This is a genomic window from Streptomyces sp. NBC_00249 (genome assembly GCF_026342355.1).
Classification (GTDB): domain Bacteria; phylum Actinomycetota; class Actinomycetes; order Streptomycetales; family Streptomycetaceae; genus Streptomyces.
This window is the reverse complement of the sequence record NZ_JAPEMV010000002.1, coordinates 16,365-31,343: the sequence shown is the minus strand read 5'-3', so window position 1 is coordinate 31,343 and position 14,979 is coordinate 16,365. Positions and strand designations below refer to the sequence as shown.

The window sequence follows — 14,979 nt, the reverse complement described above, 5'->3', positions numbered from 1 at the left end:
TTCCTTTTTCTTGGTTCCCGTTCCCGGTTCCTGGCTGCTGTTGCTGTTCCTGGTTCCTCTGACGTGGAGCGGTGAGCGCGCGCATCGTCCGCCGCTCACCGCTCCACGACCCCCCTCGGGTAGGTCTCTATCCACCCGGAGCCCCGTATTCACCCGTCCGAGCAGGCGCTCGGAGTGAATGGAGGGAGCGTAAGGGGGCGCTTTCGCCTCGCGTGCTTTTCGTCCTGATCTTCACTTGCCTACCGTCATGACCACGGGTCCCGCGGCGGGGGAGTGGTGCGGTGATGACGGACGAGGTCACGGACGGTGCGGGGGACTTCGAGGCTGCCCCGGGATCCGACGCCGGCGGGCACCCCGTGGGGCTCGTCCGGATCCACGATCTCGCCGGGCGGCCGCGCGGCACCGGGTTCGTGGCCGACGACCGCGGCACGGTGATCACCGGCCACGAGGCCGTCGACGGCCTCGACCGGATGGTGCTGCACGGGCCCGACGGGCGGACCTGCCGGGCCGGCGCCGCCGACCTCACCCTCCTCCCGGAGCTCGGCCTGGCCCTCGTACGGACCGAAGGACTCGGCGTCAGGCCGCTGCCGGTGGCGGCGCGGGAGGCCGTCCTTCCAGGAACCTACGTACGCCTCCCCGCGCGGGGCTGGCGCCAGGCGCGGGTGCTCGGCGCCGGGGCGGAGGTCGGCTACACCGCGGCCGGCCGCCGCCACGCCCTGCCCGCCACGGTGGAGCTGGCCATCGGCACGGACGGCCGGGACGCCCTCGGCCTCGGCGGTGAGGCCTGCGGGGGGCCGGTCCTGGACGCGGCGACCGGAGCGGTGCTCGCGGTCGTGGGCACCGCTCTGCGGACGGAGCACCGCCCCGCGAGCTTCGCCGTCCCGCTCCGCGCGGCGGCCGCCACCACCCCTACCGGCCCCCTCGCGTCCCTCCTGGACCGCAACGCCGCCACGGTCCCCGCGTACGGTGCGGAACTCAACCTGGCGGGGGCGCTGGAACTGACGGCCACGACGGTGGGGTCGGCGGTGGGGGTGGGGGCGGGTGTGGGGGTGGGTTGCGCCGGTCCTGGGACCGGTCCCGGCTCCGGCTCCGGTGCGGATCCTGGTTCCGGGCCCGGGTACATCCCCCGGCAGGGGCGCGGGACCGGGGCTGGGGCCGGGCCCGTGGAGAGGCCCCGGATCGCCGGGGAGCTGGGTGCCTTCGCAGCAGGGCACCGCCTCGTGCTGGGGCTGGTCGGAGACCCCGGTACCGGCCGGACCACCATCCTCACCACCCTGGCCGCCGACCGGGCGCGCGGTCCCCGCCCCGCCCCGACGCTCTGGCTGCGCGGGGCCGACCTGCGCGGCGGCGACGCCTCGCTGGCCGACGCCGTGACGCGGGTGCTGGCGGCCGCGGGCCGGATCGTCACCGCGGCCGCCGACGGAACCCCCGGGGCCGCCGTGTCCGCCACGGCGGAGCGGGTGGCACGGCTGGCGGCCGCCGCGGGGCGGGCGCTGCTGGTGGTGCTGGACGCCCCCGAGGAGATGCCGCCGCAGCTCGCCCACCGCCTCGCACCGTGGACCGGTGCCACCGCCGGGTGGCTGCGCGCGACCGGGGTCCGGCTGGTCGTCGCCGCCCGGCCCGAGTACTGGGAGGGGGCCGGCGCCCTCTACCCGCCCGAGGCGCTGCACACCCCGGACCGCCCGGCCCGGCGGCTGCCGCCCGCACTGCCCGTCGGCGACCTGACCCCGGCCGAGGCGCAGGCGGCCCGTGCCCGCCTGGGGATCCCCGACGACGCCGTGCGGGAGTCCGACGCCCGGCATCCGCTCACCCTGCACCTGCTCGCCGGGATCCGCGCCGCCGGGGTCACCGCCGGCCGCCCCGGCCGCGACGAGGTGTTCGGGGCGCACCTGGACCTGGTGGTGCTGCGGGTGGCCGTCAGGATCGCGGCCTCGGCGTCCGGGTCCGTACCCGTGCACGGGCCCGGGGTGCGGCGGCTCGCCGCGCGCGTGGCCGGGCGGGTCCACGAGGCCGCCCGGCGGTGCCTGGGCCCCGGGCAGGGACAGCTGGACCGGGCCGCCTTCGAGGAACTCTTCCCCTGGCGCACCGGCTGGGCCTCCGCCGTCCTCACCGAGGGGCTGCTGGTCCCGGCGGGCCCCGGGTACCGCTTCGCGCACGAGGAACTGTCCGACTGGCTCCAGGGCGGCCATCTCGACGTCCCGACCGCGCTCGACACCCTGGTGCACCACGGCCCCGCCACGTCCGGCCCGCCCGTACCCCGGCACCGGATCGGTCCCGTCCTGGAGGCCGTACGCCGCCTCCCGCAGCCCGAAGCCCGGATCCACCTCACCGGCTTGGTGGACGCCCTCAACCGCTTCGCGGAACACCCGCCCGAGCCACCTGTGCCGTCCGGGCCGCCGGGGGACACCCCCGGCCCCGGGGGGTCGGACTCCACCGCCGGAAGTGGCTCACCGCCCCGGGCCCCCGGGCCCGCCGCGCCAGGCTGGACGACCTGCGGTGCCGGTGGGGTGGCTCGGCAAGCCGCCGCTGCGGGAGCGCCCCGGGCCGCCGGGCCACCCGCAGCGGTCGGGTACCCCTGGCCTGCGGGGAGCACCGGGCAGGCTTGTGCCGCCGGGGCTTCTGGGCCGAGCAGGGTAGCGGAACGGGCCGGGGCCGCTGGGCAGAATCGGCCTGCGGAGAGTGGTCGGCCGGCCTGTGCTGCTGAGCCCTCTGGGACCGGTGGGGTGGCTGGTGCCGCAGACTCGGCCGGGCCCGCCGGGCCCGCCGGGCCGTCCAGGTCAGCCGGTCCGGCCTGGAACGCTGGGCGGGTGTGGGCTCCTGAGTCCCCGGGACCCGGCAGGGCTGCCGGGCCGACCGGGGCCGGGGGAGGCGGGGGGACGACCTGCGGTGCCGAGCCCTTCGGGGCCGACGGGCCCTCCGGGGCAGGCGGGGCAGCCGTGGCTGGGGCCGATGGCGCTGCCGGGGTCACCAGGACTGCCGGTCTCGCTGAGACTGCTGGGGGTGTCGGGAGTGCTGGGAGCGGCATGACCGGTTGGCCCCTTGGGGCTGTGGGGGCTGTGGGGGCTGTGGGGGGCACCGGGGATGCAGGGGTCGCAGGGGTCGTCGGGGCTGCCGGGGCCGCCGAGGCTGCCGGGGGTGTCAGGGGTGCTGGGAGCGGCCGGGCCGTTGGGTCTGGCGGGGTTGGTGATCGGGGGTGGTGGGCCTCGCGGTTGTTGCGGGGGGTGTTGTTGCGGGCTTCCGATGCCGCGGCGCAGTTGCCCGTTCTGCATGCTCTCGCCGAGCACGTGGCGCGGGTCGGGCCCGGGGAGTTCGGCGGGTGGTTCTGGAACCGGCTGCGGCTGCCCGAGTGCGACCGGCTCGACCTGCTGCGTCGCCTGCTGCCCGCCGACCACCGGTACCTCGAGGCCGCCGCCCGCCGCCTCGCCCGCGCCCCGCAGCTCGTCATGCCCCTGCTCTGCACCTGGTTCACCGACGGCCGCCGACTGCGCGGCCGCCCCGGAGCCACCGTCGCCACCGCCGCACAGGCCCTGCTGCACACCCACCGCGCCCTCGCCGTCGACGACCTCACCGAGGCCCTCGTCGACGCCGCGCACCCCCGCGCCGACGAACTGCTCGCCGTACTCGCGGAGGACGAGCCCTCCGCCCTGAGCCGGGCCGTCGACCGCTGGGCGCACGACGCGCGGCCCGGGCGGCGGGTGGCGGCCGCCGCGTACGGGCTCGCCACCGCCCCGCACGTGCGCACCCCGGCCGACCGGGACCTGCTGCGCTACGCCGCCGAGGCGCTGCTCGCCCGGCCCGGCGACGTCACCCTGCACGGCAGCGCCCTCGGGATCCTGCTCCGCGACCCCCAGGCGCGGGCCCGCCACCTCGCCGACGCCCTGGACTGCTTCCGGGACCCCGAGCGCGGCTCCCGGCTGCCCGCCTCCGCGCTGGTGGCGGCCCTGCCCGTGCTGCCCGACCCGGACGCCGTCTTCGCCGCCCTGCGGGCCCGGGCCGACGGGGAGGTGCTCCGCGCCCTGGCCGCGCTCACCACGCCGGGCCTGGCCCGCCGCGCCGGTGACCTCGTACGGGACCACCTCGCCGGCCACCCCGAGGACGCCCCGCACGCCGCCGCCTTCGTGGACCGGCGCCTCGAACACGGCCCGGCCGCCGGACCCGTACTGCGCCCCCTGGTGCTGGACCTGCTCCGCACCGCACCCGCCCCCGTACGGGCCGCGCTGGCCGGGGTACTGGCCGCGCCCGGCGGCGAGGCCTCGTACGCGCTGCGCGGCGAGCTGGCCGGCGTGCTCCTGCGCGAGGAGGCCGATCCGGCCGTGCTCGGGGCCTTCCTGGACGCCGTCGCGGCCGGGACCTGCCTGCGCCCCGAACAGCGCACCCGCGAGCTGCTGCGGCGCACCGGACGGCAGCTGCTGCGGGTCCCCGGCGGGCCGGAGGTCTTCGAGCACCGCACGGTGGAGCTGGTCCGGGCCGACCCGGTGTTCGGGGCGCTCGTGGCCCGCTGGCTCGCCGGTTCGCCGGCGGAGGCGGCGGCGCTGCTCGGGCCTGGCGCCCGGCGCACGGTGGAGACGCTCAGCCGGGCGGCCCCGGACGTCACCTGATCCGGGGCGACGGCGAGCCGTCGGCGGAGGCCCGGTACAGACGCCGCATAGGGATGCCAGATGCCGATGCGGGGCCGCGGGCACCGGCATGGCAGTCTTAGACCTGCAATCGGCAATCGGTACAGGGACTACACGGGTTCGGGCGAGGAGCGGTCACAGTGCAGCGCTGGCGTGGCTTGGAGGACATCCCCCAGGACTGGGGACGCAGCGTCGTCACCATCGGCTCCTACGACGGTGTGCACCGGGGACATCAGCTGATCATCGGACGGGCCGTGGCGAAGGCCCGCGCGCTCGGCGTCCCCTCGGTCGTCGTCACCTTCAGCCCGCACCCGAGCGAGGTCGTCCGCCCCGGCAGCCACCCGCCGATCCTGGCCCCGTACGACCGGCGCGCCGAACTGATGGCCGGTCTCGGTGTCGACGCGCTGCTGGTCCTGCCCTTCACCGCGGAGTTCTCGCAGCTGTCCCCGGCCGACTTCATCGTGAAGGTGCTGGTCGACAAGCTGCACGCGCGCGCCGTCATCGAGGGCCCGAACTTCCGCTTCGGCCACCGGGCCGCCGGGAACGTCGACTTCCTGCGCGAGCTGGGCGGCACCTACGACTACGAGGTCGAGGTCGTGGACCTGGTGGAGCGCGGCACGGCCGGCGGCGGGGTGCCCTTCTCCTCGACCCTGGCGCGCAAGCTGGTCGCCGAGGGCGACATGGAGGGCGCCGCCGAGATCCTGGGGCGTCCGCATCGGGTCGAGGGCGTCGTCGTGCGCGGCGCGCAGCGCGGCCGGGAGCTCGGCTACCCGACGGCCAACGTCGAGACGGCGCCGCACACCGCGATCCCGGCCGACGGGGTGTACGCGGGCTGGCTGACGGCGGGCGGCGAGCGGATGCCCGCGGCCATCTCGGTCGGTACGAACGTGCAGTTCGACGCCACCGAGCGGACCGTGGAGGCGTACGCCATCGACCGCGTCGGGCTGGACCTGTACGGCCTGCACGTGGCCGTGGACTTCCTCTCCTACGTGCGGGGGATGGCCCGGTTCGAGTCGCTCGACGGGCTGCTGGAGGCCATCGCGGACGACGTGAAGCGGGCGCGGGTGCTGACCGACTCCTACGACGCCACCACCGCCGGGCGCTGACACGCTGACCCGCTGACACGCGAAGAGGGCCCGTACCGTCCTGGGGACGGTACGGGCCCTCGTGCGTGCCGGGCGGGGGTCAGCCGAGGCGCGGGTCGCGCGCCGGCTGGCCGGGCTGGGGCGGCTGCGGCTGCTGGGGCTGCTGCCAGGGCTGGCCGGGCTGCGGGTAGGGCTGTCCGCCGTACGGCTGCTGCGGCGGCTGCTGGTACGGGCCCGGCTGCTGCGGGGGCTGCTGCTGCGGCTGTTGCTGCTGAGGAGCGCCCCAGTGGTTCTGGGCGGCCTGCTGCTGCGCCCGGGCGAAGTCCTCGGCGACCATCGCGGAGAGCGTGAAGTACGCCTCCCGGGTCTTGGGCCGCATCATGTCGAGGTCCACCTCCGCGCCGGCCGCGAGGTGCTCGTCGAAGGGCACCACGACCACACCGCGGCAGCGGGTCTCGAAGTGCTGCACGATGTCCTCCACCTTGATCATCTTCGCGGTCTCGCGGACCCCGGAGATCACGGTGAGGGAGCGCGAGACCAGGTCGGCGTAGCCGTGGGCGGAGAGCCAGTCGAGCGTGGTGCTCGCGCTGCTCGCGCCGTCCACCGACGGGGTCGAGATGATGATCAGCTGATCGGCCAGGTCCAGCACGCCGCGCATGGCGGAGTAGAGGAGACCGGTACCCGAGTCGGTCAGCACGATGGGGTACTGGCGGCCGACCGTCTCGATGACGCGGCGGTAGTCCTCGTCGTTGAAGGTCGTCGACACGGCCGGGTCCACGTCGTTGGCGATGATCTCCAGACCGGACGGGGCCTGCGAGGTGAACCGGCGGATGTCCATGTACGAGTTCAGGTACGGGATCGCCTGCACCAGGTCCCGGATCGTCGCCCCCGTCTCGCGGCGGACGCGGCGGCCGAGCGTGCCGGCGTCCGGGTTCGCGTCGATGGCCAGGATCTTGTCCTGACGCTCGGTGGCGAGGGTGGCGCCGAGGGCGGTGGTCGTCGTGGTCTTGCCGACACCGCCCTTGAGGCTGATGACCGCGATCCGGTAGCAGGACATCACCGGGGTACGGATCAGGTCCAGCTTGCGCTGACGGTCGGCCTCCGCGGCCTTGCCGCCGAAGCGGAAGCCGGAACGGGCGGGCTTGGGCTTCTGCTTGGCGCGCAGCAGCCGGTCCGAGGACAGCTCCACGGCGGCGGTGTACCCGAGGGGCGCGCCCGCGGGACCGTGGCCCTGGCCGGGCTGCTGCTGGTACGGGCCCTGCGGCGGCTGCGGCTGCCACTGCCCGGCGGCGGCGTACGGGTCGGCGGCGACGGGGGGCTGCGGTGCCTGCGGGTGCTCGGGGGAGGGCGGAACGCCGATCCCCTGCGGGGGCTGCACCTGCCCGGGGCCGGGCGGGAAGCCGTAGCCCTGGGGGGCCTGTGCCTGTGCCTGTTCGGGGGCGGGCGGGAAGCCGTAGCCCTGGGGGGCCTGCGGTGCGGTGGGCGGGGGGAAGCCGTAGCCCTGAGGGGCCTGCGGTGCCTGTTCCGCTGCGGGCGGGACAATGTCCTGCGGGGCGTGGGGCTGCTCCGGGGCGGGCGGGAAGCCGTAGCCCTGCGGAGCTTGCGGCGCGGTGGCCGGGGGGAAGCCGTAACCCTGCGGGGCCTGCGCGTGCTCCGGGGCGAGCGGGACACTGTCCTGCGGGGCCTGGGCCTGGGCCTGGTCGGGGGCCGGGGGGAAGCCATAGCCCTGCGGTGCCTGGGTTGCCTGCGGGGCGGCAGGCGGGAAGCCGTAGCCCTGGGGCGGTACCGAGGACGGGAACGCGGGCGGCAGCGGCGGCAGTTCGGCGCCGGGTCCCCCGAACGGGGTCTCCGCGGCAGGCACGGGTACCTCCGTGGGGCTGACGGGCGCGCCGGACGGCCCGGGCGCCGCGACTCCCTCGGGCGGCGCGGGACTGCGCACCGCCTCGACGGCGGGGTCGACCGCCGCGGGGACGCTGTCGACCGGCTCGGCCTGCGCCGGGACGGGGACGCTGTCGACCGGCTCGGCCGGAGCCGACGGCACGCTGTCCTCCGGTTCCGGGGCCTGGAACGACGGCGGCAGCGGCGGGAGCGCGGGGTCGCCACCCGGCGCGGGAACGAACGGCGCCGGGACCTCGACCCGCACCGCAGCGGCTTCCGCATCCGGGGCCGGGGCGGGCACGGTGAAGGGCGCCGCAGCCGGGGGCCCGTGGCCCTCCGCCGCCACGGGCTCCGCCACCGGCTCCGCAGCCTGAGCCGTGAACGGCGCGGGCTGCTGCGGCTGCTGGTCCACCGGCGCGGGGGCCGGAGCCGGAGCCGCGGGCGGCGCAACCATCCGCATCGTCGGCGGCGAGACCACGTCCGACGGGCGGTGGGGTTCGAAACCGCTGCCCTCGGGCAGCCCGGGTACCTCGGCGGCCGGTGTGCCCTGGGTGTACCAGGCCGGCGGGGTGTAGTCGATGGTGAACTCGCCCGTGGCTTCGGGCTCCGCGTCGGACTGATCGTCCGTCGGGACGTCCCACGTCCCGCCGCGCCTCTCGTTCCGATCGCCGCTCACTGATCCTCCTGGTCTGTACGAACACCGGTCGGGCGCCCACCTCGACGCGACGCCGCGCCCACGCTCAGCCTAATCGCGCTCCGCGGTCGAAAGCCCCCGAGGTCGCGCCCCCGCACTCCTGCCTACAGGCCGCCCGGCCCCTGGGCAACCGTCACCTCCCGCCTCGCCGCCCCGGATCCGGGGCACGGCACCCCGCCGTCGACACCCTCGGGCACCGCCACCGACCGCCTCGGCCCCCCGGATTCGCAGCCCAGCACCCCGCCGTCCACCCCTCCGGGCACCCTCACCGACCGTCTCACCGCGCCGGATCCGGACCGAACCCCTCCGCCGTCCGCCCCCTCGGGCACGCTCACGTCCTGCTCCGGCACGCCCGATCCCCGGCACGGCACCCCGCCATCCGCCCCTCGGGCGTCGTCACCGCCCACCGCGGCGCGCCCGATCCCCAGGGCGGCGCCTCTCGCAGTTCGCCCCCGGCCGGCGCCCGCGGGCGTTTCAGTCGATGCGCCGGGCCGGGCCCAGGAGGGTCGTCTCCTCCGCCGTCGGCTCGGTCAGGGCGAACGTGCGGTCCTGCGGGGTGCACCACAGCGTCACCCCGTCCCCCAGTGTCGGAAGCGATGCCGTCGCCGCCTCGGGCAGCCGCATCAGGGTGCCGATCCGCTCCGCCTCCTGCGGCGACACCCGCTGGACCCCCACCAGCGCGGAGGTGCGCAGCAGGCGAGGCGCCGTCGGGCTCAGGTACGGCAGCAGGGTCAGCACCGACTGCCAGGGCCCCGACGCGACCCGCCCGCGCGGCGGCCGCATCCCGCAGTCCCGGATCACCAGCACCGGGCTCCCCGCCGACGCGCCCTGCGGCGGCACCCGGCCCACCTCGTGCAGGGTCACGCACTGCTGCCCGCCCCCGCCGGCCGCCAGTGCCACCGCGGACCACACCTCACCGCGCCCGGTCTCCACCGCGATCCGGGCCCCGGTGGCCGCCGTGCGCAGGGCCAGCACCTGGGCGGTCCACAGGCCGCCGACGAGCGTGACCTCGTACGGGGTCGGCCGGTGCAGGCCCAGTACCGCCGGGCAGCCCTGCGCGTCCGCGCCGATCACGACGCCGTCGTCCCCGACGGGCACCGCCAGCTCGCCCAGGCCGCCCACGCCGTCCGCCGGGACCACGTGCCGCCCGAAGCCGCGGCCGCCCCTCATCGCGTACCTCCCAGCGGCAGCGAAGCCAGCAGACCCGGCACCTGTTCCCGGTCCAGCCGGACCAGCCCCGCCCGGACGCCCCGCGCGGTGCGTTCCAACTCCCGCCGGACCTCCGTCAGTTCCTCGTCTCCGCGCGCGGTGACCCGTACGTGGCCGGTCAGCGTCACCCCGTGGCGGCCGGACGGAGCCATCGTCAGGCTGAAGTTCGTCGCGAGGGCCGGCAGCGAGGTCAGCAGCGCCACGAACTGCGGCAGCCCCGCCCCCGCGCCGCCCAGCCGGGGCCAGCGCCCGATCCAGTACGTCGTATGGCGCCGGTCGTCGCAGCGCCAGCTCCGCGGGGTCTCCTCGGTCCGGCGGGCGGGGTGCGCGGACCGCCCCGCGCGGGGGTTCGCGCACGAGGAGGTCGCCAGCGCCCCCGTCAGCTCCTGCTCGCTCAGCACGGTGGCCCGGAACCCGTCCCCGCCCAGCCGGCTCGCCAGCTGGTCGGCGGCCCGCACCAGGCAGCGCTGCGCCCCCTCCAGGCCCCCGCCGCGCGCGGTGACGGCCTCCGGGCACAGCCCGGGGTCGAACTTGAGCGCGATCCAGGTCAGCCGCACCGCCGGGGTGCCCGACCGGGCCTGGAGCGGGGCGTAGTTGCGTACGGCCACGGACCCGGCCGGGAGGTCCGGGGCGGGCGCGGGCTGCGTGTGCTGCACCAGTTGCGCGGACTCCAGCCGGATCCCGTCCACTTCGAGGACGTCCCGTACGGCGGCCAGCGGGAGCGGCCGCCGCGCCCGGTCGGGCCGCAGCGCGGCGGCACCGGCGTCCACCCGGACCACGGCGGTCAGGAAGGTGCCGTCGCCGACCATGCCGACGGGCCGCCGGTCGCGCCCGGCGAAGGTCAGCGTCCGCAGCGCGGGATCGGCCTCGACCAGCGGCGCCAGCCCCGGCTCCGTACCCGCCGGCACGGTGAAGGCGGCGGCCGCACGCCGCCGGGCCCGCAACGCGAGCGCGCCGCCGATCCACTCGGGCAGGGAGCTCCGGCGGCGCCGTACGAGGGCGGCCGCCGCCAGCACCACCGCCGACACCCCGGCGGGCACCAGCAGCAGGGGCCGTGCGGCCCCCGCGGCCCATGCCACGAGCAGCGCGGCGGCCGCGAGCTGGAGCAGCACGAGCTGTTGCAGTCGGAACGGCCCGCAGTGCCCGGGGCCCGGCTCCGGACGCGGGGTCACTCCACCGGGTGAAGGTGTGACCGTACGATCCTCGGCCGCGGTGACGCCCATGCGCCCGCCTCTCCCGCTCCGGGGGTGCGACCGTCGGGCCCGGAGCCGCACGGCAGCCGCCGCACGCCCTCGCAAACACCGCGATCCACCCGACTCATCCTGATTGCCCCTTTTTGGCGGGCAGTTGAGAGGCGGTCGAACAGCTCCGTCCGCCACCCGCCCACACCCCACCCGCACCCCGCGCACCCTCGGGGGGCGGGCGCGCAGAGAGGCATAGTAGGTCCCCGGTCCGGCAGTCACGGCCCGGCCGGCGGACCGCCGGCCGGACCGGGCGGGGGGAGGAGCAGGCGGGGCATGGCATCACGGCGAGACGAGCTCAACGCGTACACGTTTGCGAAGCGTCGTACGGTGGCGGCCTTCCTCCAGCCCTCCGCGTCGGGCTCCGAGGAGGGCGCGCCCAGGCCGCTGCGCGCCGTCGTGCCCGGACTCGTCACCGGGGCGCTCCTGCTCACCGGATTCGGGGCCTGGGGCATGTTCAGCCCGCAGGCTCCCAGGGACTGGGCGGTGCCCGGCGCCAAGGTCATCGTCGGCAAGCAGTCGACGACCCGGTACGTGGTGCTGACCACCACGGAGGGCGGCCGGGAGCACACCCGCCTGCACCCCGTCCTGAACCTCGCCTCCGCCCGCCTCCTCCTCGATCCGCGCAGGTCGCAGGTGGTCCAGGTCGCCGACGAGGTGCTGGACGCGGGCACACCCCCGCGCGGCGCCGTCGTCGGCATCCCCTATGCCCCCGACCGCCTCCCCGCCGAGGCGGACGCCGGCCGGCCCAAGCGCTGGGCCGTCTGCCAGCGGCCCGGCGGCAACGGCCCCGGCGGAACCGGCCCCGCCGCCCAAGGCGCCGTCCAGAGCGCCGTCCTCGTCCTCGCCGACCGTGAGGCGCGGCTCACCGACGACGCGCGCAGGACCACGGACACCCAGGTGCTGTACGTACGGAGCACCGGCGGGGCCCAAGACCGCTACCTCGTCGACTCGGCGGGCCGCCGCTACCGCTTCCCCGGAGGCGGGCCGCACGCCGAGACCCTGACCAGGGCCCTGGTCGGCGAGGGCGCCACCCCCCAGCCGGTCACCGAGGAATGGCTGGCGACCCTCGACGAGGGCGCGGACCTGGCCTTCCCCCAACTCCCCGGCACCCCGGGCGCCGTCGCCCGCGTCCCGGGCCTGGCCGGCCCCGACGACAAGGTCGGCACGGTGCTGACCGCGCAGACCGGGACCGGCACCCAGTACTACGTCGTCCTGCCCGGCCGGGTCGCCACGGTCTCGGAGTTCGTCGCCGTGCTGCTGCTCGCCTCGCCCGCGACCGACGTCCTCGACCTCCACGGCAAGGCCCGCGAGGTCGACCTCCAGTCGCTGCGCCCCGACACCGCCCCCTTCATGCGCGGGGTCGCCTGGCCGAGCCGGCGCGGCGTCCAGGTCAACCGGGTCGCGGACACCCCCGGCGCCCCGCCGGGCGGCGAACGCCGCGACACGATCTGCTCCGTCCTGCGCTCCGTCGACGCCCAGGGCGGCCGACGGCTGAGCACCTGGGCCGGGACCGGCTTCCCCGTCGACGTCACCGCCGGCGGCACCAGCTCCTACGTCACCCCCGGCACGGGCCTGCTCTACACCCAGGTCCAGGGCCGCCGGGGCGCGGCGGGCGGCGGCGCCCTGTTCCTGGTCACCGACACGGGCCTGCGGTACGCCGTACAGGCCGACGGAGGCAGCGGCAGCGACCCGGAGCGGCGGCGGAACGGGGCGGGCGAGGCGCAGATCCGGCTCGGCTACGGCGGGGTCGTCCCCGCCCCGGTGCCGATCGCCTGGTCGGAGTTCCTGTCCAAGGGGCCCCGCCTGGACACCGACTCCGCCCGCCAGCCCCAGGGTTCCTGAGGAGGCCGGCCATGTCCCGATGCGTCCGGGCCGCCCTGCTGGGCGGCGCCTTCGCCCTCACCGCCCTGTGCGGCGGCGCGGCCCCGCCCTCCCCACCGGTCCCGCCCGCGCCGCAAGCCCCGTACGCCCCAAACCTCACCCTCGCCCTCGACGGGGCGGGCGAATGCACCTTCCCCATGCACCAGCAGATCGCGGGCCGCCCCTGGGCCCTCCAGCGGCTCCTCCTCGACGCGCTGTGGGCGCGGACCAAGGGAAAGGGCGTACGGGTCGCCGTCATCGACACCGGTGTGGACCGCGCCAACCCGCAGCTGTCCGCGGCCCTGGACCCGGGCGCGGGCCGGGACTTCGTCGACCCCGGCGGTGACGGTACGCGCGACCCCGTCGGGCACGGCACGAAGGTCGCCGGGATCGTCGCGGCCCGCCCCCAGGAGGGCACCGGCTTCGTCGGCATCGCGCCCGAGGCCACGATCATCCCCGTCCGGCAGCACGACGGCCGGGACGGCGGCGGCCCCGCCGCCCTCACCACCCTGGCCCGGGCCGTCGACCACGCCGTGGACGCCCGTGCCCAGGTCGTCAACATCTCCCAGGACACCGAGGCCCCGCTCACCCCGGACTCCGAGCTGGCCCGGGCGGTCCGGCGGGCCCTGGAACGGCAGGTGGTGATCGTCGCCTCGGCCGGCAACGGCGGCCTGAACGGGCGCGGGCGCACCACCTACCCGGCGGCCTTCCCCGGGGTCCTCGCGGTGGCGGCCTCCGACCGCGACAACGAGCGGGCCGCCTTCTCCCGGCCCGGCGCCTTCGTCGGCGTCGCCGCCCCCGGCGTCGACATGGTCTCCACCGTCCCCGGCTTCGGCCAGTGCGTGGACAGCGGCACCAGCTTCTCCGCCCCCTACGTCGCCGGGCTCGCCGCACTGCTGCGCGCCCAACACCCCCGGTGGACCGCACAGGAGGTGGTCTGGCAGATCCAGAACACCGCCGAGCGTTCCGTCAACGGCCGCGACGACCACGTCGGCTGGGGTGTCGTGGACCCGGTGCGCGCCGTCACCCAGGACCGCGGGACCCCGCGCCCCCCAGTCCCGGACCGGGGACCGCCCCCGGCGTCCGCCCCGAGGGCGGCAGAGCTGCGGCTGTCGGAGACCGCCCGCGAACGCCAGGAGCGGATCGGTACGTACGCACTGTGCGCCGGGGCCGTCCTCGTCGCGGTGACCGCCGGGACGGCGACCGTGGTCCGCGACGCCCGCAACCACCGTCACCCTTCGCGGTGAACCCACACCCCAGAACCCGCACCCCACACCCCAGAAGCGAGGAGCTCCGGATGACCAGCAATTTCGCGCTCGCCGACGATCCGGTCGTCAAGGCGGCCACCAGGATCTCCGAGACGGCCGAAGCCGTCACCGCCCAGGCCCGGGAACTGGCCGACATCCTGGCCACCGCGGGCGCGGGCTGGACCGGCGTCGGCGCGGGCGGATTCGCGCGGGCCCAGTCGGAGGTCAACACCGACCACGACGAGATCCGCCGCCTGCTCGGCGTCCTGCACCACGCCGTGGCACGGACCAGGAACCTCAGCAACGCCCAGGACGAGGAGGTGCGCGCCGCGTTCCGGCCGGTCCGCGGCCCCTCGGGCCTCGACGGCCTCTGAGCCGGCCGCCCCCCCGCACCGCACACACAAGGAGAGAGCCATGTCCGGCACCGACGGCCACACCCGGGTCCGGTACGAGAGCGTCCAGCAGATGGCGGACCGCATCCGCACCGTCTCCCGGAACATCCTCAAGGACCTGGAGGAGATGGAACAGGCCGTGAAGGTGGTCACCGACACCTGGGACGGCGAGGCGCACCTGGAGTACGTCAACCTCCAGCGCAAGTACCACCGCGCCGCCACGCACATGCAGCAGCGGCTGGAGAGCGTCGCCCAGATCATCGAACGCGGCAAGGGCGAGTACCGCGCCACCGACCTGAGGGCCTCGCGCCTGTTCACCGAGGCCTTCTGAGGCCGGCACGCGCGAGGGGGGCGTCCCCGCACCGGGCACGCCCCCCGCTCGCACCGGGCTCAGGTGAGGTCGAACTCGCCGTCCCTGGCGCCCAGTACGAAGGCCTCCCACTCGGCCGCCGTGTAGCGCAGCACCGTGTCCCGGTCCAGCGAGGACCGCATGGCCACCGCCCCCTCGGGCAGCTTGGCGATCTCGACCCGCTCCTCGTCCGGGGTGGTCCCGGGCGGGCCCTGCCACTCGACGCCGCTGATGTCGAGCGCGTACAGCTCGTCCTTCTCCTGCTGGGTGCCCATGTGCGGCCCTTCCCTCGGTGGTGCGGTGCTGCTCGGTCTTCGCTGCCGATTATCGGTGCAAGGCGGCCGCCGCGGGGAGGCTTTCCTCCGGATCGCCCGCCCGGCCGGACACCCCGCCCACCGCCGGTCC

General features: G+C 76.6%; 10 protein-coding genes. 6 read left to right on the top strand and 4 right to left on the bottom strand.

From position 1 onward, the window contains the following. Window positions 1–284: 284 nt before the first annotated feature. Together OOK31_RS08940 and OOK31_RS08935 are read left to right on the top strand one after the other, a co-directional pair. The gene (locus OOK31_RS08940) at window positions 285–4,598 is read left to right on the top strand and encodes a serine protease (protein WP_267011899.1); all 4,314 of its coding nucleotides are present in this window, start codon (window positions 285–287) and stop codon (window positions 4,596–4,598) included. A gap of 158 nt (window positions 4,599–4,756) precedes the next feature. Then, window positions 4,757–5,722 (top strand): bifunctional riboflavin kinase/FAD synthetase, encoded by a 966-nt coding sequence (locus tag OOK31_RS08935; RefSeq protein WP_267011898.1) that lies wholly within the window; start codon window positions 4,757–4,759, stop codon window positions 5,720–5,722. Between the two features lie 79 nt (window positions 5,723–5,801). Here the strand turns inward: OOK31_RS08935 and OOK31_RS08930 are convergent, their stop codons facing one another. The 3 genes from OOK31_RS08930 to eccE all read right to left on the bottom strand — a co-directional run bounded on the left by OOK31_RS08930 (window position 5,802) and on the right by eccE (window position 10,705). After that, window positions 5,802–8,255 (bottom strand): SCO5717 family growth-regulating ATPase, encoded by a 2,454-nt coding sequence (locus tag OOK31_RS08930; RefSeq protein WP_267011897.1) that lies wholly within the window; start codon window positions 8,253–8,255, stop codon window positions 5,802–5,804. 492 nt (window positions 8,256–8,747) lie between these two features. Next, the gene (locus tag OOK31_RS08925) at window positions 8,748–9,443 is read right to left on the bottom strand and encodes a hypothetical protein (protein WP_267011896.1); all 696 of its coding nucleotides are present in this window, start codon (window positions 9,441–9,443) and stop codon (window positions 8,748–8,750) included. Further along, on the bottom strand, window positions 9,440–10,705 hold the full coding sequence (gene eccE / locus OOK31_RS08920; RefSeq protein ID WP_267011895.1) for a type VII secretion protein EccE: 1,266 nt from the start codon (window positions 10,703–10,705) through the stop codon (window positions 9,440–9,442). Before eccE ends, OOK31_RS08925 begins: the two co-directional genes overlap by 4 nt. A 294-nt stretch (window positions 10,706–10,999) precedes the next feature. On the opposite strand from eccE, the gene eccB reads away from it, so the two are divergent. Genes eccB through OOK31_RS08900 form a run of 4 tightly spaced genes read left to right on the top strand, consistent with a single transcriptional unit; the run spans window position 11,000 to window position 14,556 of the window. After that, window positions 11,000–12,568 carry a type VII secretion protein EccB gene (gene eccB, locus OOK31_RS08915; RefSeq protein ID WP_267011894.1) on the top strand — a complete coding sequence of 523 codons (1,569 nt, stop codon included), beginning with the start codon at window positions 11,000–11,002 and terminating at the stop codon, window positions 12,566–12,568. 11 nt (window positions 12,569–12,579) lie between these two features. Then, a complete protein-coding gene (mycP, locus tag OOK31_RS08910) occupies window positions 12,580–13,833 on the top strand; it encodes a type VII secretion-associated serine protease mycosin (RefSeq protein ID WP_267011893.1) in 1,254 nt (417 codons plus the stop codon). A 50-nt stretch (window positions 13,834–13,883) separates the two neighbouring features. Next, the gene (locus tag OOK31_RS08905; RefSeq protein WP_267011892.1) at window positions 13,884–14,207 is read left to right on the top strand and encodes a WXG100 family type VII secretion target; all 324 of its coding nucleotides are present in this window, start codon (window positions 13,884–13,886) and stop codon (window positions 14,205–14,207) included. A 40-nt stretch (window positions 14,208–14,247) separates the two neighbouring features. Further along, a complete protein-coding gene (locus tag OOK31_RS08900; protein ID WP_267011891.1) occupies window positions 14,248–14,556 on the top strand; it encodes a WXG100 family type VII secretion target in 309 nt (102 codons plus the stop codon). Between the two features lie 59 nt (window positions 14,557–14,615). On the opposite strand, the gene OOK31_RS08895 is transcribed toward OOK31_RS08900, so the two are convergent. Continuing rightward, window positions 14,616–14,849, bottom strand: coding sequence for a DUF397 domain-containing protein (locus OOK31_RS08895; RefSeq protein WP_267011890.1), 234 nt, complete (start codon window positions 14,847–14,849; stop codon window positions 14,616–14,618). Window positions 14,850–14,979 lie beyond the last annotated feature (130 nt).